Below are 22,376 nucleotides of genomic sequence, written 5' to 3' on the forward strand. Positions count from 1 at the left end.
ACACGTCAAGAGGATCATGTCTCTGGGGAGAAGATGCCTGGATTTAATCTCTTATCTGATCAAGAACAAGAGTTTGCGTTAAAAGAAACGACAAGGATCATGCAAGAAAAGTATGGAGACAAACAAGAAGTTGGTTCAACCTTAACCTCACTGGTTGCATGGAAGGATCCGAAGACAAATAAATTGCATGGAGTAACCAGTAATGTTGGCGATAGTCTTACGTTTTTTGTCATTATTGGTGCTGATGGGAAGGTACGTTTTGAAAAGCAGCTCAATACTTTACATGAAAATAAGGATAGATCAAAAATAAAAATAGGGGTTAGCCGTTCCATAGGAGACAAAGAGCAGGAAATAAATGGCCTAAAGCATGATCCTGATATCACACGTGAAGCAATTCCGTTACAAGAAGGTGACAGGGTGTTTGCAATTGCAGCATCTGATGGGATTTCCACAGAGAATAAATTTTTTAATACACCAGAGTTAACATCGACCGATATTGCGCAGACTTTAAGCGAATTTGTCGCAAAAAATCCTAGTTGTGGTCCAGATGATATTGCTGAAGCTTTAATATCCAAAGCCTATGCAGGAGGGAAAGGGTCTGTGGATAATATTGGTTTGGTTGTAGCGGAAGTTGGTGAAGAGCCTATTTCTCTCGTGGCTGCTGATGGACATGGCGGAGAAACTGAGCTTGGGGAAAAAGGGGAAGATGTTTCCAAGGCAATTGCAGAAAATTTTCATTCCCAATTAAAAACTCAAATGAAATTAGTTAAGCCACAAGCTTATGTTGATGCCTTAAGAGAGGGAAACTACCAAGTGGCAGCAAATTTAGGACGGTTATTATTTGATAGGTATGTACCATTAAATGATGGAAATACCTTAGAAGCTGACGATGTCACTCCTTTAATGGCCAGTTTACTTGCAGAAACGGACATTACTATTGATGACATGGTAAGGATTCAGCATGGAGCCTCATTTTTTAGTTCTGATGCAGAGGCGGAGGCGCGGTATTATATGACTCAAATGGGGGCTGGTGCCATAACGCTATTCAGCAATGAATTAAAGGTGCAAAAGGAAAATAAAGACAAATCACCACAGGCTATTCGCCAAATGATAAGGGATGAAATTAATAAAGCAACTGCAGGACCATATAAGGAAAAAAATGCAGCTCAGGAAGTAAAAGTAATGATAACTAATGTAGAAAAAAGTCAAGAAATTGAGGATTGGGCTCAAGAACGAATGACTCCCCAGCGAGTATTTGCTTATGCTGTTGGTCATTTAATAAAAGATAATGTTAAACAAATACGTGCAGCGGGAAATTTACTTAATAGTTACCTCAACAATATAATTGATAATATAAACCGTGCTGAACCAGAATTAAATAAGGATGCAGAGAGATTACAAACGGAGATGGATGAGATAAAAGAAAAGTTGCAAATGCTGGGTAAAAAAAGAGGCGAGCTTCCTCAAGAAGATTTTTTGGCTCAGAAAGGTAAATTAGACGAGGCATTTAAATTAAAGAGAGATAGCAGACTAGTGATACTAAGCTCAATAAGTGAAGCCAACAGCCGTAAGAGAATGATAGAAGATGAGCTTTTGCTTTTGTGTACTAAACCAGAAAAATTTAAAGATAAGCGTGTTCTGGAGGAACACATTCGGGGATTTTTAGAAGAAATGATGAAAGGAACTTCAACAAATGAACTTTTAACAAGTTTACCTGTTGAAGCTCCTTTACAAAATGTATATCAACAAATCGAATCTTATCTAGACATTTTAAATAATAATCCCGTTGCAGAACCTGATAAAAATCCAAAATTATTAATAGCCTATAATGCTCGTAAAGAAGCTGCAGAAAATATACGTTTAATTATTAAAACTTCTGGTTCAAGGTCACCTCAAGAAACGTTAGAGCGTTTAGAAAAAAATGTTAAAGTAATTGAAAATAATCGTCCTGGTATAGTAGAGTTGGGTCCTGTTGATTGGTTGAAAGCTAAGGTTAAAGAATTCCGCGCATGGATAAATCAAACCATTGACCCTTTAAAGTCAGCTAAAACTGAGGTAAAAGAATTAAGAAAAAATAGTGGTTTTTTCGAAACTGCTAAAAAAGAATTTGAGGAAATTAGGAAAGAACATGAGGCTAAACCAGAAGAGGGTAGGAAATCTACATTAAGCTGATATCTTTAAAAGCAATTAGTATCGTAGCCCGGATTATGCTAAGCTAATCCGGGCTACATTTCCGGTTCTGTTATGCTTATTCCACCAAATAATTAGTCTAGGCATTGTTTGTTAGCAAAACTCTCTGCTTCAGATCGGCTTTTATTCATGCCGCCACTTGAGTAAGCAAATGTATAATTATCGATATAACATTGCAGTGAATTTTTTGCGTAGAATTTTGACGCTTCATAATCACTAATCTTGGTAGCTGTTTTCTTCGCCTCAGATTTGGTTTTATTCATACCATCGCTTGCATAGGCAAATTTATAGGATGGTTTAAATATTTTAAAATAAGCTGCGGGACAAGATTGAGCTGTTACTTGGGTTGCAAATTGTTCTGCTTCAGAGGCTGAATCATTTAAACCATCAACACTGTAAGACCATTTATACGCTTCTTTAAAGACCTCAGTTTTATTTCCACAGGTCACATCATTGGGCAAACTGATAACTGCTTCAATTTGATTGGATAACTCTTCAGTCATTTTTCGTTGTTCAGTGCTCAACGAATACTCAATATAATAAACTTTTTCCGCTAAGCGATATAATTTTTCATATAAGCTGTCATTGCTTGTTGATGCCATGGCTGTCATGGATAATGAACACAGTATTAGAGATACTGATTTGTTGATAATTTTCATTGTTTTGTCCCTGTTTAATCTAAAGTAAGACAGCATTCTAATACATGCGTCAATTTAAGCATACAATATAAAAACTCAATTACTGTTCAGAGGAGCTCAGCCCTAAATTTTTTAGGATAATCCTGCCTGAGTCGATGTAGTCAACATACCCAATATTGGTTTTAATGCGAGCGGTATACCAGCCCAGGCAACGCTTATTACGCATGGACAAACTGATACATGTCCTGTGAGTGCTGCATAGAACTAAGAAAAAGAACAATGAGCTCATTGTTCTATTGATAAGATAAGAGCGCTTGTTCTGAAGTGGATTCTATGGGCCATTTGCAGCAAGAGGAAATACTTCATTATCTGCATCTGCTTTCATTTTTTGTAATTCTTCTTTCAGACTTGTTTGCTGCTCGAATCGGTGTAGTTCTTTGAGCTCATCGTCATTATACATACGAAATCCAATAAAGGGTGCGCGCAGCAGTCGTAGTACCACGTTCATAATATGCTGAGGAGGGCTCACTTTTAATACATTTTTATTCACTTTCTCTACAAAATAAGCCACTGCTAACTGATATGCAGCAAGTAAGGTGTTTTTTTTAGTCGTTTCAGAAACCTGACCCCAATTCTTTGGAATGTCTTTTGCTTTTTGTAATTGATCTACTAATTCTTTTACCGCATCAAATGGTTCTTGTAGTTTTGGGGGAAGCTTGGCTAGAGGTTTGTGCTTTTTAAGATATTCATTATTTTGCTGTATTAATTCGATTAAACCCGTTTGAGCCAGTTGGTAAAAATCCTCTATTTTCGATAGCGCATCACTTAAAGTGAGCGTTGTTTCAAGTTCTGCTTTTTCGCCACTAATCTTTTTCTTTAGATTGCGAGCGATGGCACGCAATTCTTTAATACCCTCTTCGCCTTGGGCTGCGCTCGTACCAATGGTGTCGTCAGTAATTCCATAATAACTCTTAAGCCACTGAATTTCTTCATCCGACACCTTCCATGGTAATTCTTTATCCAATTGAGTCAAGGCAATAATAATAGGAGCTTTGATATCCACTTTGCGGATCTCCCGAGCGTAGTACCAAGCCTCTTTAAATGAATCCCTCTCTGATGGATCAATACATATGATGTTGACGTCTGAATTTTTTACCGTATTTGGTATAACACCTTGTAAAAACCCATTAAATATATATCTTCGATTGCCAGGAAGAGTAAGTACTTCAAAGTCAAATTCAGACTTAAATCTTGAAATCTCCATGCCCATCGACGGGGAAGAATGGGGATTATATTTCTTACCTTCTAATACGCTACGGAGTTGCGTCTTACCAGAACCAGAGCTTCCCAAAAGGGAAACTTTAATAGGTCGAGAATTATTTTTCTTAAAATTTTGTAGGGTCATTAGTAAGTAAATTGCTCATTTATGATTTATTATTAGTATAATAATTTGATCAAAAAGAAATCACAATGATTTTTATATGGCAATTAACGCGTACTTGATTATTATATTATTTTTTGAAGAAAATATTATTTAAATGGATTAAAAAAATACAATTAAGCTGAATAATGAGAATTAATTCATGATTCAAGGAGGACATGATGCCAACATTTATTGTCAAGTTAATAGGCCGCAAAGAAGTCGCCGAAAATACAATGGCATTTACATTTGAGAAGCCAGAAGGTTTTACCTTTAAGGCAGGGCAATGCGGTGACTTTACATTAAATAATCCTAAGGAAACTGACGCAGAAGGGAATACACGGGCATTTTCACTAACCAGTCCGCCTTATGAAAAAGAATTAACTATAACCACACGGGTGCGTGATACGGCGTTTAAACGTGTTCTAAAAGCGCTTCCTATAGGCTCTACCCTGCAACTGGTTGGACCTAGCGGTTCTTTTACCTTACATAATAATAAGTCTATCCCTGCGGTGTATGTTACAGGAGGAATAGGGATTACTCCGGTTAGAAGTATTGTGATGCAGGCAACGCAAGATCAATTGCCCCATCAAATTTTCTTGTTTTATTCCAATCATAAACCCGAAGATGCGGCTTTTCTTGACGAATTAAAATCCTTGGAAAGCAAAAATTCCAACTACCACTTTATTCCTACCATGACAAGAATGGCTGAATCAAGTAAAGAATGGACTGGTGAAAGAGGATATATCGATAAAAAGATGCTTCAAAAATACATCAATGATTTGTCTAAGCCTATTTATTACATATCAGGTCCAGAAGCGATGGTTACTGCAATGCACAGTATGCTCAATGATGCGGGTGTTGATGATGACAATATTCGTTCAGAAGAGTTTCCTGGTTACTAAAATCGATGAATGCATTCCTTTTTGTCCGGGGAATCCAAACATGCTGGATATTTCATCCAGTGGAGCGAAGTTAAGTGATTAATAAACTATCTTTCGTCTTATCTTATGATATGATTGCCAATTTTTGCAGCGAGAGAAAATCATGCCTTCGAGTCAATTGTCTACATTATGTGATCTGATTGAAAAGCAAAATACCGATCATTTCGCAAAATTTTATATGTATGTCAGTTTGTTAAATACCCTTACCACAAAAAATAAAACCTTTGCTGGTGGGCTACCCAAATATGCTGGATCTTTTAGCAATAAGGATTTGAATCTTGGAGGGGATTTACCCATTCAATTTACTGAGCAGTTATCCTTTTATGCCCGAACATTCCCTAATACACAACCTCATTGGTTGAAGACTCTGCAAGAAATTGTTATGACCTATATTCGTAGAGGGAAAGTCTCCGATCTCGCCCATATTATTGATCAGATGTTATTCCATCTTGCTGCGATACATGGTAAACAAAGCCATAATAATGATATTTATAAGGGCATTGATTTTGATAATAAAAAGGAAAGTTTAACTCAATTTATTGATCAGATTTCAGCGTTTAATCACCAATTATTAGCTACAGCTGATAGTGGTTGTAATGCCACATTATCCGCATTAGCGGCTGTTACGGGATTCGTGCTGATTTTAGCTTCGATTACTTCTATTGCACCTCTTATTATCGGTTTACCACTCGTACTTGGCGGAGCGTATGCTACTTATCATTATGTAACTAAAGCTAAGGAACAAGCAGAAGATTTGATAAAGAAATTCGATGCTATAGGAGAAAAAGCGGGAGAAATAGCAAAAAGTGAGAGGTCTTTAAGTAAGAATGCCAATCATTATGCATTTTTTACTGCAACATTCAAAACCTTGCCTTATGCAGCAGTTACAGTAGGTGAGCAATTAATGTTTGATGAGTCTACACAGCAGCTATGTTCAGGGTTTCGCAGTAATTTGGATAGGATGCCTTGATTTTTAACATGAGCGGCTCCACACTCAATTCGAGCACGTGATTTTAAATGAAATTTCGCGTGCTCGAAGACCTTAGTTAACTATTGAAAATTCGGTTCGCAACTCATTTTCTTGAGCATGTTCAACTTTCTTACTGCCGAAAAAAGTATTGCGTACGAAATGATAGCCTGACTTAGTCATTTTGCTTCCTAAAAAACTGGCGCATACTGAAGTACCAATAGCCAGGGAAGTCTCTATTAAACTCATAGGATTAGTTACCAAATTAATGCCTAATGCAACTCCTGTAGTGATGTAATTTGAATTTTCTTTGCTGTAGCCCCAATATGAATGGAGCGCATACCCCGCTAAAGCTGTTCCTATCGCTGTAGTGGCAGAAGAGCCCATGGCGATCAACAGAAGGGTGCGAATCCCCTGATTAATCCAATAAATCTTATCTGGGTGATAATGCAAATGTTTTAAATAGTCTGTTGCTCCTTCATTAGCTAAAGTGATTAACATGGAGAGCAAAAGACCTTGTTGCGCTGCATCATAAATTAATTGTCTTAACTCGGGAGGAAATAGTTCTGATAAATTAATGGATTCAGCTAAGTGACTCATTTGATCTGGATTATTCAATTCAAGAGGATGAGAATTAACAGGTGGTATTAAATTGGTGGAAGAAAATGCTTGCTGATTATTTATGAAGCATTGATCTGGAGTACAGTAAGACCCTGAATTCGTCTGACCATTAAAAATACTATAAAACCATCCACCAGATGAATTTTTTTCTTTTTTATGCTTTTCATTGGCTCCCATTATTGTTCCTTAAAGTCGTAGTGTAAAGAAGTGAGTCATTTTTAATTGATGCAAAACTATAATGGGTAAATTCATAATTGCCAAATTTTATCAAAACAAAAAGGTCATTTTGTTAATCTGTTTTTTTGACACATAAAAGAAGGAAATACGAATTCAATTATGTAATTTTACATTGCTCTGTTTGCCTATATTTTGTTATATGAATTAGGTATGATTACTTTGCAATAAAAATAAATACATGGGGCAATGATGAAAAAATTAGTTCTTATTATGGCATTATTTTCAGTAAACGCGTTTGCTGCTGAAGTCAATCCAAATTCTTCTTTAAACAATAATTGTGAAAGCTTAAAAGATCCTGCAGAGAAAAAGGATTGTTTTAATATTGCAAAGAAAAATGAAGCAGAAGAGAATTTTAGAAATTTCGAAGAAAACAGTCCCGCTGCTTATGAAGAAAATTTTTAAGCAGCTAGGTTGGGTCATTTTGACCCAATCAACTCGGCTATAAACATTCGTGAGCAGCACTCTCCCGCGAAGCACATCATTAAAATTGTTCAAATTCCTCGCGCAGGAGAGGATAAAACTTTAGTAAATTTGCCTGTTTTTAATGGATTTTGGTCCTGACATATCATATACATACATTTAAAAACTCAAATTTCCAATTTTTCCTCACTCAAGCCAAAAAGAAACTTTTTATTTAATCGCTCTAACAAATGTCCTATTTATGAACTATATATACATATAGTGATCATTTATTGGTCTGTTTCAAGGAGTGAATTATGAAACGAATAATAACATCTTCAACTTTGCTCATGTCTTTAAGCTTGGTTGGTTGTAATACAATGAATAATGTAAGCCAATACAGCAATTCAACCGTAGGAGCCGGTGTAAATTATGGTGCTCACGTTGTAGGTACTGGGGTAGGTTATATAGCTGATACAGGTGCATTCATAGGTAATGGAGTTGGTAGGGTAGTTGATACAGGAGTTGGGGTTGTAACCGGCCATCCCGCTACTTACCACCATGCAGGCTATCCTAATAAACATGTTGTTTATCATAATGGCCATCGCTATGTACTCGAAAACGGTCACTATGTTCTTGTACGTTAACCCTAAATGGCTCTTCCTTAATTGATTTAAGGAGGACCACCATAAAATTTTGTAGTTTCTTTGGCTTAGAAATCTAATTTTAGTTTCGATTATAAAATAGTACTATGCTCTTAGAGCGGGTCTCTTTTCTTTAAGAGACAAATCAGAACCTTTTCTATTATAAAGATTGGAAGAGCATATGTCCGAGTTGACTAAGCTTTCAGTTAAAACATTAGCACAATTAATTCGCTGCCGTGAGTTGACGGTTTCTGAGCTACTTGATTTTTTTATTCGCGAAATCGAAAGAGTAAATCCTAAAATAAATGCGCTAGTACAAACTAACTTCACAGCTGCACGTCAAGCTGCTATCGAAGCGGATCAAAAACTCAAAGACTCTCACTTCATACCGGGTGAATTATTTGGTATCCCTTTTACAGCGAAAGATTTATATGCTGTTCCAAATCATGTTGTTACTTTTGGGACTAAGGGATTAATTAATACTTTATGCCGTCAGGAAGCAACAGTTATTAGTCGTTTAATTCAACAGGGAAGTATTTTTTTAGGTTTAACGAATACTCCAGAATTAGGACTTTCATTAGAAACTGATAATTTGGTTTACGGACGTACGAATCATCCCATGAACTCTAATTATTCAAGTGGTGGTAGTAGTGGTGGCGAAGCTGCATTAATCGCGAGCCATGCGTCACCAATGGGATTAGCCGGAGATCATGGAGGTGGAGCCAGATATCCGGCTCATTGTTGTGGCGTATTCACATTACGGCCTTCATTGGGACGTCTGCCGCAAACAGGGTGTGTGGTGCCAAAACGAGGTTGGGTGGCTTTAACCAGTCGGATTGCTCCCATGACTCGTTGTATTGACGATTTAGAAATTTTATTCCATACAATTCAAGGTGGAGATGGTCTTGATCCATACGCCGAGCGACCTAAACCATCTAAAAAAATTAACTTTGAGAAAAATGTACGTATCGCTTATTTAGTCGATCAAAATTATTCTGATCTGGATCCGGCGATACCTGTTGCGATCGAAGAAACATGCAAACAACTTGCTCAAGATGGAATGCAGATTGAAACGATAGAAACAACGCTTTTTGAGGAAGGAATTAGTATTGCAGCACAATTGTTCCAAGCAGATGCTGGAGAAGGTTTAAATAATCTTCTTCATGCACTGGGAACGAAAGAAGTCTCTTCTCAAGTACAATCATGGTTGGCTCAGCTGCCGGAAAGTCCAATGAATCTAAATCAATATTTAAAGCTTTGGGCAAAGTGGGATGAATATAAGAGCAAGTTTTTACGCTTGTTTCAAACTTATGATGTATTATTGTGTCCTGTTTCACCCAAATGTGCGTTACCTCATGGGGAAACGCTTAGGCCCAATGCAATTTGGCCGCTTATTCGTTATACAGCCAGCATTACTTTAACTGAGTGTCCAGTAGTTGTTGTGCCTTGTGGCACGAATCAGCAACAGCTTCCTATTGGCATGCAAATTATAGCCAAGCCATGGAACGATGAATTGGCCTTGACGGTGGCTAAAAAATTGTATGTTTCAATGGGGGAGGGGTGAATTACCCCTTATTCGACCTATCGGGAACCTTCTCCCCCTTTTTGGGGAGAAGGGAGTTTTCTTATAAATGAATCATATAGTGTGCGAGCTGTCTGTTCTCGGCAGTTCTTCTAATTTTTGTGTGCTCTTAATTTCTTCGATTATACACTGAGTAAGATTTTTTTTATCCCCTATAGGGATATCTTTATGGACTTTTGTTACTCGATGAGTTTTGGTTGTGCTGTAGTTCGCATTTAATTCCTCTAACTCCTCAGAATCTACTACACTGCACCCATCTAAAAAAGTGAAGAGGCGTTCATCTTTTCCGATTGAACCAAAATCTCGAGCTCTTGCATTCATTCCATCATAGTCTTTCAGAGTATCCCCCACTGAGAAGAATACTTCTAGAGACCATACTCTTTTTCTAAATCCAGGATTAGTCCAGTCTTGGACATGCAAAATCTCATCTGAGGGCATAAATCTCCCCAATATTTTACCGGGTCCTCTTACTTGTACCAATTTCATTACATCTTCTGAAACTTTGAGTGCCCATTTGCCATCTCCCCCACGACCAACGATAATGGTTATTTCATTATTGTTCGCTACTGTATTTGTTATAGATCTATATCCTTCTTCTTGAGGCGAACCTTGGGGTTCATTTTTTCGTAGTGCATAAATATCAAACATTTCTGGATTTAAAAATGCATGCTTATGTGGAACTGTATACATTTTAGATAATCCCATTACCCAAATGAACCCTCGTGTGGGAATGAGTGATATGCCTGCAGCATAGGGTTTTACCGTTTGTTTGCAAGGAGATGTAGATAAAAAACAGCTACTTTCATTCTTCTCGGTGTACTCCACAATGTCTGTGCTTGCTGTTTTTTTTCTTTGTGCTGAAGACCAACCTAGACAATCTGTAGTCATCGCCTCCATGACTTCTTTAGTTCCTTCGGTTCCTCTAAAACTTAAATCCTCATCTGATGGAAGACTGTTTTGTAATTGAACAATTCCTTCATCTATCTCTTCTGGCGTTAAAGTGGGATAGGCCATATCCAGTTTGTCAGGAACAAATAATGAACTACGTACACTTATTGAAGATATAACGCTTCGATTAAAAGTCAATAGTCTTGCCCCTTGTACTAGCTTTGACTTCATTTTGGATACTCCTATGCTATTTCTGATCTAATTAGTTTCTATAAAGCTAATTAATAATCTTATTGATATAAAAAAAGCATAGTAGAAAATTTGCTTTATGTGTAAAAATAAATCATTTGATGTTTGTTTTTAAAGAATTATGAAATGAGAGAGATTTTCTAGAATCAGTTTTTGGGGGAATCAGATTAATACAATCATTTTAAGCGACTCATGCTGTAATGTAGCAAGTGAAATAGCCTGGTATGACTCAAAGGCTACATTTTTATAGATGAGGGTGAAGTTAATGTTTTCCTTGAATCTTCCTTTGTCTCAAGAAAGTCTTTGGATTCTAAAGCGTCGAGTTGTTTTTTTAAGCTAGGAGTTAAATTATCTTCGCTAATAATGGCAGGTAATTTTATTTGAGATTCGCTTTCGGGTTTATCTTTAGATAATGCATTATACAACTCTTGTGCTTCTTGAAATGATAAAACGTACGGTTTTTGTGAGCCATCTTTTTTTTGAACAATAATTAAATATTCAGTGTCCCAGTCTTGTTCATTAAAAGCACTTTCACATAACTCACGCACCATAGAGCCTTTGACGCCTATACCTAAATATTGAATCAATTTGCGTTCTTTCTCATATTTGGAGTCTTGCGTTATTTTGTCGAACAGGGTCTGGAATTCTTTAAATAACTGCTCCGGAACTTGGTTTAGTTTACTCAGGTGTTTGCTCGCTTTATACGCTTCAATTTCTTTATATTTTTGCATTAACTCTTTGGGAATATCCCCATTAAACAGGGTATCAATAATCGCAACTTTCAATGAAAAACCAATGAATTGATTGCAAGATACGCCTTTACTTTTACTCAAAGGAACATTTTCCTGATTGCGCATGAAGGAACGGAATGCACGATAGAGCTCATGTTGCTCTGATAGTTTTTCTACTGCTTCCAATTCATCATCATCCAATAAGTGTTGTTTGTCAGTCTCTTCTTCCATGATAAACATCATTGCAGAGGTACTGTCAGTTTTTATCGGAGGTTCTTTAGCCTTTGCTGATTCTTCTTTTGCCACTTCTTTTTGCTTTTTAATACGTTCATAATCTGTTTGACGTCGATCATCAGATAGAGTGGCGTAAGGTGTTGGTAGTTTGACCTTATGTATTTCAAGCTGATCTAAGAATGGTGGCAATTCGATTTTAGGCAATTCGGCTTTGCCTTGGTTCACAGCATCCAGTAACAGCATTATTTGTTTTTCTTGGTTAAGTAATGCGCGTATAGAATTATTAATTGGGTCGAATGCTTTTTTGTCTAAATTGGCTCTTTTCAGAATGTCTTCATATTGTTCTTTTATCCTTTTGATATTTCCGGATATTGCATGAATAGCGAATTGTTTATCCTCAGTAGTATTGATATCCATTAAAAAATCGCGAGTATTATTAAACAGGGCAATCAAGTCATTTAACTCCATTTGAGCCCGATATTCTGCTGTTTTTTGTTTTAATTGAGCATATACGGTCGGATCTGCGGTTGGATCCCATCGTTGCAGCGCTTTTGCTAAGTTAATTGAAACTTTGGGATGAGAACAATGAAATACTGCAGTTGTACCTAAAACACCTCGAGTACTCATATCCTTAATTAATTCGTGACTCCTCACTCCCTCTTGATTTTGTCCGGAACTTGAATGATAAATTCTACGGTTATTGTAGGCCATTACATGCGAGCCACTATCATCTATGTGCTGCATGACAATCGCTCTTTGGTCAGAGCTAGTAATTTCAGATGGATTTTTATTTTTCTTTAGGCTTCCTTTGCCAAGTTCTACTAAGATATCACCATTGGATAAGGGCCGCATCATGAAATCCTGATGAAAAATGCTTTTAATAATTATAGCATTCACATGGAAATTTTGGGTTTGCGGCCACTTATTTCATTGAACTAATTTTATTTATAAAGTATATGAGTGGTCACAGCGCACAAGTTCTTCTAATTTTGTAGAACCCTGAATTTCAGCGACCATGTACTCAATTAGAGATTCTTTGTGTCCTAAAGGAATGCCTTTATGAACTTTTAATACTCGATGAGTTTCGGTTGTAGTGTAATGTGTATTTAATTCCTCTAACTCTTTAGAATCGACCACACTACTTGCATCATCAAGTGTAAGCAAACGTTCATCACTCCCTATTAATCCTAATTCTCGAGCTCTGGCATTCATTTTATCATAGTGCTCTGCCTTAATTCCTTCCGAGAATACTATTTCAAGAGACCATACTCTTTTTTTGAATCCAGGATTAGTCCAGTCTTGCACATGAACAATTTCATCTGAGGACATAAATTTACCCAGTAAACGGCCTGGTCCTCTTACTTGAATTATTTTCGCTACATCTTCAGAAACTTTGAGTGCCCAATTATCCTCTTTTCTAGCACCAACGATAACCGTTACTTCGTTATTATCCGCCGTTGTTCTCTTAATCGGATGATATTTTTCTCCTTCTTCTAACTGTTGGATCTGTCTTCTTGAATAACTATCAAACATTTCCTCATTTAAGAATAAATGCTTTTGCGGGATTGTATACACTTTAGGTAATCCTATTACCCAAATGTAACCTTTACATGGGACAATCGATATTCCTGCGGCATAAGGTCTTACTGTATATTTACAGGGGGAAGCAGAAAAAAAATACCTACTGTTATTGCTCACGAGGTAATCTACAAGATCATGGCTGGGTGCTTTTCTTCTTTGTACTGAAGACCAACCCAGATAATCAGTAGTCATCGCCTCATGGACTTCTTTAGTTCCTTCTGTTCCTCTAAAAAGAAAGTTCTTGCCTGATGGAAGACTGTCATGTAATTGAGAAATACCTTCATTTATTTCTATTGATGATAATCTAGGATAGCTTATATCCAACTTATCAGGGAAAAAAAGTGAACCATGTGTCTTGCGTAGAGAGGATAATACACTTTTATTAAAAGCGAATTTTAGCGGGTTTAGCGCTAATTGTGTTAATCGTGATTGCATAGTAGAAAATACCCCGATGTCTTTCTAGGCTAGTTAATTTAAAAAAGATCCATTGATGGTCTTAGTGCTTTAAAAAGAATCATACCAAATAAATTTTGTTTTGTTGAATGAAAAATCGGTTTTTATGCATGCATTATGATTATTTTATGTTGCGGGTGATTATTTTATTTTATTAAGTGGTTGATGAATAACCATCTTGCTCCAATAAAATATAATTTTTATGTATGCATATCGGAGGTGTGTTTTTAAAAAATTAACGATTTTTTAATGGGCATATCGTTCGTATATAGTATCATTCCCGTCTACGCAGGAATGATAAGAATTTAGAGCAAATGTATAATTATTCCTAAGCATGTCCCATGAGTGCATCCCTTAATTAAAGGGTGTTGCAGCTAGGGTGAAGGAGTCTCAGAGGGTTCTTCCGTTGTAGTCGTCTTTTTGTCTCTTAAAGCATACAGACCATAGGGGTTAGGTAATATGGGTGTTGTTCCTTTAACCTTTAATTGACGTGCTAAATTTCCAAGCTTTAAACCATCTAAATGTTTTTTAAATATTTGGAAGTTTGCTGCATGTTCTGTGTCGATTATAGGGAATACAATGTGTTGAAAATGTTCGGCTCTTTTTTCAATTTCTTCACGGTATGTTTGAGCAACAATCTCAGGATTATTTTTAAAGCTCCCACATCCCCATGCACCTAAAATGGCGTCAGTTTTTCCTTTAAGTATCAATGTATCCAATTGAGCACCGATTCGACGGCTCAAATCTTGGGTATATTCACTTAAAGCATTCTTATCACTCAAGTCAACTCGTTTACCTATGAGTTCAGGAGCAGCTGATCTAATTTCATAAAAAGGAAATATTTTTTCTTTTGGAAGGAATAAATAGCTTAATTTAGAGTCGGCAGTAAATGTTGTTTTTGAGGTGAATTCTTCTTCAAGTTCTATTGGGACTAAAAATTCTGATCCCCGAAAAAAAACCTGGGGTTGATCATCCATAAAGACTTTATAAGCTGCAGGAGTTCTTACACCTCCTCGTCTTATACTCAAAGATTCCAGCTCTTCAGGACTCATTTGCTTTTGTCCACTTAAGAGTTTTCTGTGATTCTCATCATAAAGAAAGCATTTTTGTACTTCATCGTAATAAATTCCTTTAGACAGTAATGAACGGGCGCAAGTTGAACGGTGCCACATATTTTCTTCCTGAGCATTTCCGCCTTCTAGAACAGATCCACCAGGGAATAAAGAATTGGCCATGTTGAGTACAGGATATATTCTTCCATGCTTTTTAGTAAACTCTAGGGCCGCATCTCCATAGTCTTGATGCACTACCTCAACTTTTTGGGGAGCGTCTATTTTATCTTTTTCCCATAATTTCAAATTATCCGATGCTTGAGATTGCAGTTCGGCAAGCTTCTCATGATCGGTAATATGGTCTAATGTTAAGCCCATACTTTGATGACGCCAACGATTGCCAGAAAGTAGACCCGTTATAAAGCCTGGTTTGTTGTAGAGATGTGCGTCTCTTATGTGCGCGAATTGGATGGGGGTGCTTCTTTGCTGAAGTTCTCGTACTGCTCTCATAAATTGCTTCCTTAGTATTTTATCTCATCTTATTATGGGGATGACATACAATCCTGTAATGTATTGACGTAAATTCATTAATATTGGTCAAATATTTTACATTATTGTTCTTTTTATGTCATCTATTTTATTTATATTTGTTTTGTTGATCAAATGCTTTTAGAAATGGGAAAGCAGGAAATGAGTATGAATGAACAACATTTTTGAATTTTTTTATATTCAAAAATGTTGTATGTATTTTATTATTTGTTCAATAAGGATCTAGACTCCATGTTTACTATCGATGATATCTGTAGTGATGGTTATAATGATATTTTGCGCGATAGTGTTTATGATAATGTCCATAATGATGCCCATAATAGTGTCCATAATGGTGCCCGTAATGATGTCCGTAATGATATCCAGCTAAGGCAATTGTACTGACACTCATTAATAATATGCCTAAGAGGGCAGTTAGTATCTTTGTCATGAAAAACTCCTTTTTTATGATCCACGTGTTTATTTTAGCTTAATTTGAATTAATTGGATAAAAATTGATCTTTATGGTTTTATGTTTGGCGAAAACAGTGTTCGTGAATTAAAAAATAAATTGAATGAAACAGGCGCATATCATCGAATTAAACAGTCTATTTGAAGACTTAAAAATCACTTATGAAAAGAAAAGCCGAACTAATTTATAAAACAACAATTGTATGATACTTTGGAGCATCTCCAATTTTTGTTGAGATTTAATTAAAAGCACTCAGTTTAAAGGGGAACAATGATTTTGAAAAAAATTCTTAGCTGCCTCCAGCTTCTTCTATTGTTGTTACCCATCATGTTTTGTGAAAAAGGGTGGGCTGCTCAAAGATTGCCACTTTTGAGTGATTTTATGCAAATTAAAACGGTCAACGAGCCCGATTTATCGAAAGATGGAAAATGGGTAGCCTATACATTAGAAGAAAATGTTAGTAAAGCAGAGGCAGTACGAAATATCTGGTTGGTATCGTACGATGGGAGTGTTTCAAAACAACTCACAAGCAGTAAAAAAGAAAGCAATTATTTACCTAAATGGAGCCCAAATGGCCAATGGATTGCCTTTTTATCGGAGAGAGGTGATTCAAAAAATCTTAAATTATTCAATAGAAAAAGCGGACAAATTATCAAATTAACGAATAATCAGTATGATGTAAGCGATTTTTCCTGGTCTCCAGATTCGCAAAATATTGCGTTTATTGGGCATAAAGCAACAGGTGAAAAAGACTCTAAAAATAAACCTATAGTTATTACTCGATTTCTCTTCAAAAAGGATAGAGAAGGTTATCTTGGTGAAAAAAGAACGCATCTATATCGTATCGCGATCCAAAGTAAACACATTGAATTATTAACTCCAGGACCCTATGAAGAATGGGCCCCAGCTTGGTCTCCTGATGGGAATTACATTGCTTTTGCGTCGCAAAGAGGAGCAGAGCCAGATAAAAGCTTCAATTCGGATGTGTATGTAATCAAGAAATCCGGCGGTAAAGCCATTCAACTAACACAATCCCCTGGAGCAGAAATGGATCCGGAGTGGGAATCTGCTCCCTCATGGAGTCCTGATAGTGCTCAAATTGCTTATTTAAGTAATAGCGATCATTCACACATTTATGCCCCTACAGAATTAGCTGTTGTTGGGGTGGCTAATCATAAGGAGAAGATTATTGCTCCTGTAGATCGCTGGTTTACCAAGCCTAAATGGTCTGAAGATGGTAAAAAAATATATGCTTTAGTTGAAGAAAGTAAAAACATTCATCTAAGTGAAATCGATGTTCGTTCGGGCACTGTCAAAGCATTAACCCAGGGATCTCGTGTTGATAGTAATTTTTCAACAGTAGATCAACGCATCGTAGTGATCTCCTCGGGTGATCAATATCCGCCAGAACTCTTTGCAGTAGAAGGTACATTAAGGCCGCTAACTCATCATAATCAAAAACTTTTAGATCAAGTGAAATTTTTGCCGGTAGAAGACATTGAATTTAAAAGTTCTGATGGAACTGTGATTGATGGTTTGTTGCTAAAGCCAGCAAATTACAAATCGGGTAATCGATACCCAGCTATTTTAAATTTACACGGAGGGCCAGTTTATCAATTCAGCCATGAGTTTAATTTTGATTGGCAATGGCTTGCTGCTCAGGGATACGTAATTATAGCACCCAATCCGCGAGGAAGTTCTGGAAGAGGGTATGAGTTTTCAAGAGCGATTAATGCAGATTGGGGCAATTTAGATGTCAAAGATGTTTTAGCTGCTGTAGATTATGCAATTAACCAAGGTATTGTAGATCCCAATAAATTGGCTGTAGGTGGCTGGAGTTATGGTGGCATGCTTACTGATTATGTTATTGCCAGTACACAACGTTTTAAGGCAGCAATTAGCGGAGCAGGTACAGGTAATATTCTGGGAAATTATGGTGTGGATCAATATACATTAGAATATGAAGCCGAATTGGGGAAACCTTGGCAAAATGTTCAAACTTATTTGAAAGTGAGTTACCCATTAATGAAGGCTGATAAAATTAAAACACCTACTTTATTCATGTGCGCCAGTTTGGATTTTAATATGCCATGTATCGGTTCTGAACAATTATATCAAGCCTTAAGGTCGCAAAATATACCAACACAATTAATCATTTATCCAGAGCAATATCACACACTTGATAGACCGGATTTTCAAATGGATCGTTTAAAACGATTTAAAGATTGGATCGATTTATATCTGTAAGGTACAAATAAATTTATGATGCACTCTTATCCTTTACTGCATTCGTGGTCTGTATGACTCTTCCTCTTGAAGCTGCTCTAATACTTGTTCTGCCTGTTCTTCACTGATGAGTCCTTTTTTTTGTATTTGCTTAATAAATTCCATAGCTTGTTCAGTAGTCTCAAATACTAAAACGATTACATCTTTTCCTTCATATTGTTTTAGACGTTCTTTTTCTTCTTCAGGCAAGTCACGATAATATTGACTATTTTTAAACTCATCTAACGAATCAAAGGATTGAGGCTGGGCGTTTTGTTGGTTCATAAATTGATTATAGAACTCGGCGATCTTCTTCCTTTTTTCATCATCTTCAACGCTAAGAAACACAGATTTAGTCATAATAAAAACCTTTCATGTTTAAAGTTCTAATAGGTTAACCTTATTATGTATTAATAATGCGCATAAAGTGTCGAGTTTACTTGTTTTTTACAAAAATAATTCAGAGTAAAAATATTTAAGACTTCTTCATATCAGAAGCAAAACTAGCCAAAGTGATTCCCTATGGACTATAAATATCTATAGAGTTAGCAATTTTACTTCTAAAGAGTTCTTATGGATAAAGAAAAAAGCAATATCCTTTATGTTGATGATGAAGCGAATAATCTTACTGCTTTTGTCGCTACATTTCGTCGCCATTTCAACGTATATACTGCTACCTCAGGACGCGAGGGAATGGACGTTATGCGTCATAATAACATCCAAATTGTGATTACTGACCAAAGAATGCCCGAAATGACGGGAGTGCAATTTTTAGAGTCGATTATTCCTGAATACCCCAACACGATTCGGATGATTTTAACCGGTTTTACTGATATTGAAGCAATTATCAAGGCCATTAATACAGGGCGGGTATTTCGTTATATTACTAAACCATGGGATCCGGTTGAGTTAAAAATTAATATTGATACGGGTTTGAAAATGTTGAGCCTTGAGAAAGAGAGGCTGGATTTGATTGAAAAACTGAATCATGAAGTGTTATATCAAAAACGGATTATGGAATTGTTTCAAAAATATGTACCTAAAAATATAGTCGATGAAATTTTAAATGATCAGGGAGAAGACTCCCCTATTCGTGGTGAATACCGCATTGTTTCAGTCATGTTTGCTGACATACGCCAATTTACCTCATTATCAGATAAATTGGGTTCTGTTAAAACCGTAGTGCTTCTTAATGCTTATTTTGAATTAATGACTCAAAGAATACGAGAGTACCATGGTTGCGTGAATAAATTAATTGGCGATGGAATCTTGGCTTTATTCGGTGCACCTGTTTCACATATCGATAATCAGTTAAACGCTGTATTTGCAGGGTTAGCGATGATTGATGCCTTAAAAGAGTTCAACGATACCTATCGTAATGAAATAGGTCATGAACTTGCTATTGGCATTGGTATCAACACGGGAGAGGTAATTACTGGAAATGTAGGGACTAGTGAACATATGGAGTATACCGCCATTGGCGACACCGTGAATATCGCCTCACGAATAGAAGAGCTTACTAAAGATAAACCCAATACATTATTGATTAGTGAAACGACTTATAAACCAATTTCCAACGAGATTCTAGTTGAAGAGTTAGAGCCACAAGTGATTCGAGGCAAGGATGAAAAAATCAAACTGTATAGAGTACTTGGAAAGAAAACATGAGTCTCAATACAATAAAAACTTGGAGATTTTGGTTCCAGAATATAATCACCGCCTTTCTTTATACCTTAGGTGGCCTTGCAAGTAATATTTGGACAGCTCCAAACACCTTAGTGACTCCACTGTGGCTCCCGTCAGGTATCGCTTTAGCCATGGTGCTTTGGTATGGGAATTATGTTTTTCTTGGAATTGTGATCTCGGAAACCATTGTGACAGCCGTGTTAGGCGATTTATTGTCCTGGCAAAACTGGGCAGCATCCACGATCATCGGACTTGGTGCAGGACTGCAGGCAATTTGGGCTAGCATGTACATTCAATATTATACTCATACCAAAACTCCGTTCTATACGGTTCACGATATTCTGTTGTTTATTTTTGGCGGTGACTTTCTTCTGTCTCTTACGAGCTGTACTTTGGGAATATTAGCACTCCTGGTGTTTGGACTTATTACCCCAGGGATAGTTTTAAACGACTGGTTTGTTTGGTGGATAGGTGATGTAGTAGGTATTATTGTGATAACGCCGCTTATCATGACCTGGTACCAAAAAAAACTCACGTTTAATTTAAAGCGTTGTCTTGAGTTTATTGCTTTGCTTCTTTTATTAGGCTGTACGATCAGCTTGATTTATATGTTGCACTATCCCTTAGCATATCTCTTGCTTCCTTTTGGGGTGTGGGCTGCTGTACGTTTCAGCACTCGATTTGCAACAATCGTGGCTTTTTTAATATCAATTTCTGTCATTTGGCTTGAAATAGAGGGTTATAAGGAGTTTTATACGGCTAATCTTTCAACCAGCTTATTATTTTTGCAAGCGTTTGTGGCCGCGATATTTTTTACTACGTTAATTTTGTCTGCTGTGATTACGGAACGTAGAAAAGCACAAAACGATCTACAGCGCGCGAATGTTGAGCTGGAGTCTCGGGTGGAACAACGTACGCAAGATCTTAATGAAAAAAATATTCAGCTAAATCACGCGTTAGACACCTTAAAACAGGCGGAGACTCAATTAATTCAAGCAGAAAAAATGTCTTCCTTGGGGGTATTAACTGCAGGAATCGCGCATGAAATTAACAACCCTGTAAATTTTGTTTCTGCTAATATCGGTCCCTTAAAAAATGATATTGAAGAAATTATGCAACTGCTAAATAAGTATGCAGAAATCACTCCTGACACATCAATAAAAGAGAAATTACTGGAGATTTCAAAATATAAAGAGGAAATCGATCTGCCTTTCACCTTGCAAGAGACTCATAATTTACTTAATGGTATTGAAGAGGGCGCAAGACGTACAGCAAATATTGTAAAAGATCTGCGTACTTTTTCTCGGCTTGATGAAGGTACGTTGAAACGGATTAATATTCACGAAAGTATCGATTCCACTTTAACCTTGTTGAACAACCAATTTCGAGATCGAATTACCATCAAGAAAAATTATGGTGATCTTCCTGAAATAGAATGTTTTTCTGGAAAAATTAATCAAGTATTTATGAATATTCTTATCAATGCAGCACATGCAATTCCTGAGCAGGGTGAAATTACGATTACTACAAGCAAGGAAAATGACCAGATTTTGATTCGTATTCGTGACACAGGTATTGGAATGAGTAAAGAAACAATTACTAAGATTTTTGAACCTTTTTTTACTACCAAGCCTGTTGGAAAAGGTACAGGTTTAGGTCTATCTATTTCATATAGCATTGTCCAAGAGCATCATGGGACTATTTCAATTAAGAGTGCTCCAGGAAAGGGAAGTGAATTTATTATCACTTTGCCAATAAAGCAAGCTCCTTAATTTTTACTCTTTCATTTGTCTTATTGGTTTACGAAATTATTCTCACTGAGGAGTTAGTCGGGCAATTTTTCCTGAATACTGCTCCCAAAATATTTTTGATAAAGAGTTAAATAAGTTCCATCATTTTGAATTTGCAATAGGGCATGATTAATTTTATCAATTATTGCTGCATTTTTCTTAAGTGCAATGATCCCATATCCGTTTCCCAACGTGATGGGCTTTCCTACCAATTGAAAACCTTTTAGGGCGTTGTTGAGTAGATATTTGGCCACATTTTCATTCATCAAGGCTACATCAATATTATGATTATTTAGTTCAGAGATTAATGTCGTAATTTTGGGGTACACTTTAATATTTTCTTGGGAAGTGTATTGAGGTAGAACACTATATTGAAGCAAGGTTGATTGCAGTACGCCAATTTTTTTATTTTTAATATCATCTACTGAATCGATTTTTGAGCCTTTTAGTGACACAAATTGTCCATTACTTGTTATATAAGGCATACTGAATTGATAATTTTCTAACTCTGTAGAAGGTATTGGACTTGATAAAAAAGTAACGTCAATAACACCTGTCTGCAAATCATTTAATTGAGTTTCAAAATCGGTTGCTTTGTAGATACATGATTCATCCATGCGTTTGCAGATCTCACTCATAAGGTCAACAGCAAAACCAAAATAATGATTATGAGTATCGACTGATGAAAAAGGTGGTGCAAATTTTAAAATGCCTATAGTGAGTGAATTACCATAAACAAAGAGACTGCTTACTAACAGAGTGATAAAAACAAGATACTTAATCAGCTTCATGCTGTATCCTCGTC

General features: G+C 36.5%; 19 protein-coding genes. 9 read left to right on the forward strand and 10 right to left on the reverse strand.

All coding sequences use genetic code 11. The features are described from left to right. The first annotated feature begins 33 nt into the window (after positions 1 to 33). Positions 34 to 2,172: a PP2C family serine/threonine-protein phosphatase gene (locus Lstg_RS00080; RefSeq protein WP_133129174.1), complete on the forward strand. Its 2,139-nt coding sequence runs from the start codon at positions 34 to 36 to the stop codon at positions 2,170 to 2,172. A gap of 92 nt (positions 2,173 to 2,264) precedes the next feature. Here the strand turns inward: Lstg_RS00080 and Lstg_RS00085 are convergent, their stop codons facing one another. Next, the gene (locus tag Lstg_RS00085; RefSeq protein ID WP_058475631.1) at positions 2,265 to 2,849 is read right to left on the reverse strand and encodes a hypothetical protein; all 585 of its coding nucleotides are present in this window, start codon (positions 2,847 to 2,849) and stop codon (positions 2,265 to 2,267) included. A gap of 310 nt (positions 2,850 to 3,159) precedes the next feature. Beyond that, positions 3,160 to 4,233 carry a P-loop NTPase family protein gene (locus Lstg_RS00090; protein ID WP_058475632.1) on the reverse strand — a complete coding sequence of 358 codons (1,074 nt, stop codon included), beginning with the start codon at positions 4,231 to 4,233 and terminating at the stop codon, positions 3,160 to 3,162. 194 nt (positions 4,234 to 4,427) lie between these two features. Here Lstg_RS00090 and Lstg_RS00095 point away from each other — a divergent pair, with 194 nt between their 5' ends. Beyond that, entirely contained in the window at positions 4,428 to 5,153 is a 726-nt protein-coding gene (locus Lstg_RS00095; RefSeq protein ID WP_238585333.1) for an FAD-dependent oxidoreductase, read from the forward strand. A 142-nt stretch (positions 5,154 to 5,295) separates the two neighbouring features. Continuing rightward, positions 5,296 to 6,162 carry a hypothetical protein gene (locus tag Lstg_RS00100; protein WP_058475634.1) on the forward strand — a complete coding sequence of 289 codons (867 nt, stop codon included), beginning with the start codon at positions 5,296 to 5,298 and terminating at the stop codon, positions 6,160 to 6,162. A 72-nt stretch (positions 6,163 to 6,234) separates the two neighbouring features. On the opposite strand, the gene Lstg_RS00105 is transcribed toward Lstg_RS00100, so the two are convergent. Beyond that, complete coding sequence (locus Lstg_RS00105) at positions 6,235 to 6,957, reverse strand: hypothetical protein (protein ID WP_058475635.1); 723 nt, start codon at positions 6,955 to 6,957, stop codon at positions 6,235 to 6,237. Between the two features lie 246 nt (positions 6,958 to 7,203). On the opposite strand from Lstg_RS00105, the gene Lstg_RS00110 reads away from it, so the two are divergent. The 3 genes from Lstg_RS00110 (at position 7,204) to Lstg_RS00120 (ending at position 9,624) form a co-directional block, all read left to right on the forward strand. After that, positions 7,204 to 7,419 (forward strand): hypothetical protein, encoded by a 216-nt coding sequence (locus Lstg_RS00110; protein ID WP_238585334.1) that lies wholly within the window; start codon positions 7,204 to 7,206, stop codon positions 7,417 to 7,419. A gap of 314 nt (positions 7,420 to 7,733) precedes the next feature. After that, positions 7,734 to 8,063, forward strand: coding sequence for a hypothetical protein (locus tag Lstg_RS00115; RefSeq protein WP_058475637.1), 330 nt, complete (start codon positions 7,734 to 7,736; stop codon positions 8,061 to 8,063). Between the two features lie 178 nt (positions 8,064 to 8,241). Next, the gene (locus tag Lstg_RS00120) at positions 8,242 to 9,624 is read left to right on the forward strand and encodes an amidase (RefSeq protein WP_058475638.1); all 1,383 of its coding nucleotides are present in this window, start codon (positions 8,242 to 8,244) and stop codon (positions 9,622 to 9,624) included. Between the two features lie 72 nt (positions 9,625 to 9,696). On the opposite strand, the gene Lstg_RS00125 is transcribed toward Lstg_RS00120, so the two are convergent. The 5 genes from Lstg_RS00125 to Lstg_RS17625 form a co-directional block, all read right to left on the reverse strand. Further along, entirely contained in the window at positions 9,697 to 10,761 is a 1,065-nt protein-coding gene (locus Lstg_RS00125) for a hypothetical protein (RefSeq protein ID WP_238585335.1), read from the reverse strand. A 254-nt stretch (positions 10,762 to 11,015) separates the two neighbouring features. Beyond that, complete coding sequence (locus Lstg_RS00130) at positions 11,016 to 12,599, reverse strand: hypothetical protein (protein ID WP_133129175.1); 1,584 nt, start codon at positions 12,597 to 12,599, stop codon at positions 11,016 to 11,018. 90 nt (positions 12,600 to 12,689) lie between these two features. Then, on the reverse strand, positions 12,690 to 13,760 hold the full coding sequence (locus Lstg_RS00135) for a hypothetical protein (protein WP_238585336.1): 1,071 nt from the start codon (positions 13,758 to 13,760) through the stop codon (positions 12,690 to 12,692). A gap of 392 nt (positions 13,761 to 14,152) precedes the next feature. After that, entirely contained in the window at positions 14,153 to 15,340 is a 1,188-nt protein-coding gene (locus Lstg_RS00140; protein WP_058475640.1) for a TIGR02452 family protein, read from the reverse strand. A 277-nt stretch (positions 15,341 to 15,617) separates the two neighbouring features. After that, the gene (locus Lstg_RS17625; protein ID WP_133129176.1) at positions 15,618 to 15,809 is read right to left on the reverse strand and encodes a hypothetical protein; all 192 of its coding nucleotides are present in this window, start codon (positions 15,807 to 15,809) and stop codon (positions 15,618 to 15,620) included. A gap of 291 nt (positions 15,810 to 16,100) precedes the next feature. On the opposite strand from Lstg_RS17625, the gene Lstg_RS00145 reads away from it, so the two are divergent. Next, the gene (locus Lstg_RS00145; RefSeq protein WP_058475641.1) at positions 16,101 to 18,077 is read left to right on the forward strand and encodes a S9 family peptidase; all 1,977 of its coding nucleotides are present in this window, start codon (positions 16,101 to 16,103) and stop codon (positions 18,075 to 18,077) included. A gap of 33 nt (positions 18,078 to 18,110) precedes the next feature. Here the strand turns inward: Lstg_RS00145 and Lstg_RS00150 are convergent, their stop codons facing one another. Beyond that, entirely contained in the window at positions 18,111 to 18,455 is a 345-nt protein-coding gene (locus tag Lstg_RS00150) for a hypothetical protein (protein WP_058475642.1), read from the reverse strand. A 213-nt stretch (positions 18,456 to 18,668) separates the two neighbouring features. Here Lstg_RS00150 and Lstg_RS00155 point away from each other — a divergent pair, with 213 nt between their 5' ends. Together Lstg_RS00155 and Lstg_RS00160 are read left to right on the forward strand one after the other, a co-directional pair. Then, positions 18,669 to 19,763: an adenylate/guanylate cyclase domain-containing protein gene (locus tag Lstg_RS00155; protein WP_058475643.1), complete on the forward strand. Its 1,095-nt coding sequence runs from the start codon at positions 18,669 to 18,671 to the stop codon at positions 19,761 to 19,763. After that, on the forward strand, positions 19,760 to 21,553 hold the full coding sequence (locus Lstg_RS00160; protein WP_058475644.1) for an MASE1 domain-containing protein: 1,794 nt from the start codon (positions 19,760 to 19,762) through the stop codon (positions 21,551 to 21,553). Before Lstg_RS00155 ends, Lstg_RS00160 begins: the two co-directional genes overlap by 4 nt. 53 nt (positions 21,554 to 21,606) lie before the next feature. Here Lstg_RS00160 and Lstg_RS00165 read toward each other — a convergent pair whose 3' ends face one another. Beyond that, positions 21,607 to 22,362 (reverse strand): transporter substrate-binding domain-containing protein, encoded by a 756-nt coding sequence (locus Lstg_RS00165; RefSeq protein WP_058475645.1) that lies wholly within the window; start codon positions 22,360 to 22,362, stop codon positions 21,607 to 21,609. Positions 22,363 to 22,376: the final 14 nt, after the last annotated feature.

Source organism: Legionella steigerwaltii, assembly GCF_001468065.1.
Classification (GTDB): Bacteria; Pseudomonadota; Gammaproteobacteria; order Legionellales; family Legionellaceae; genus Legionella; species Legionella steigerwaltii.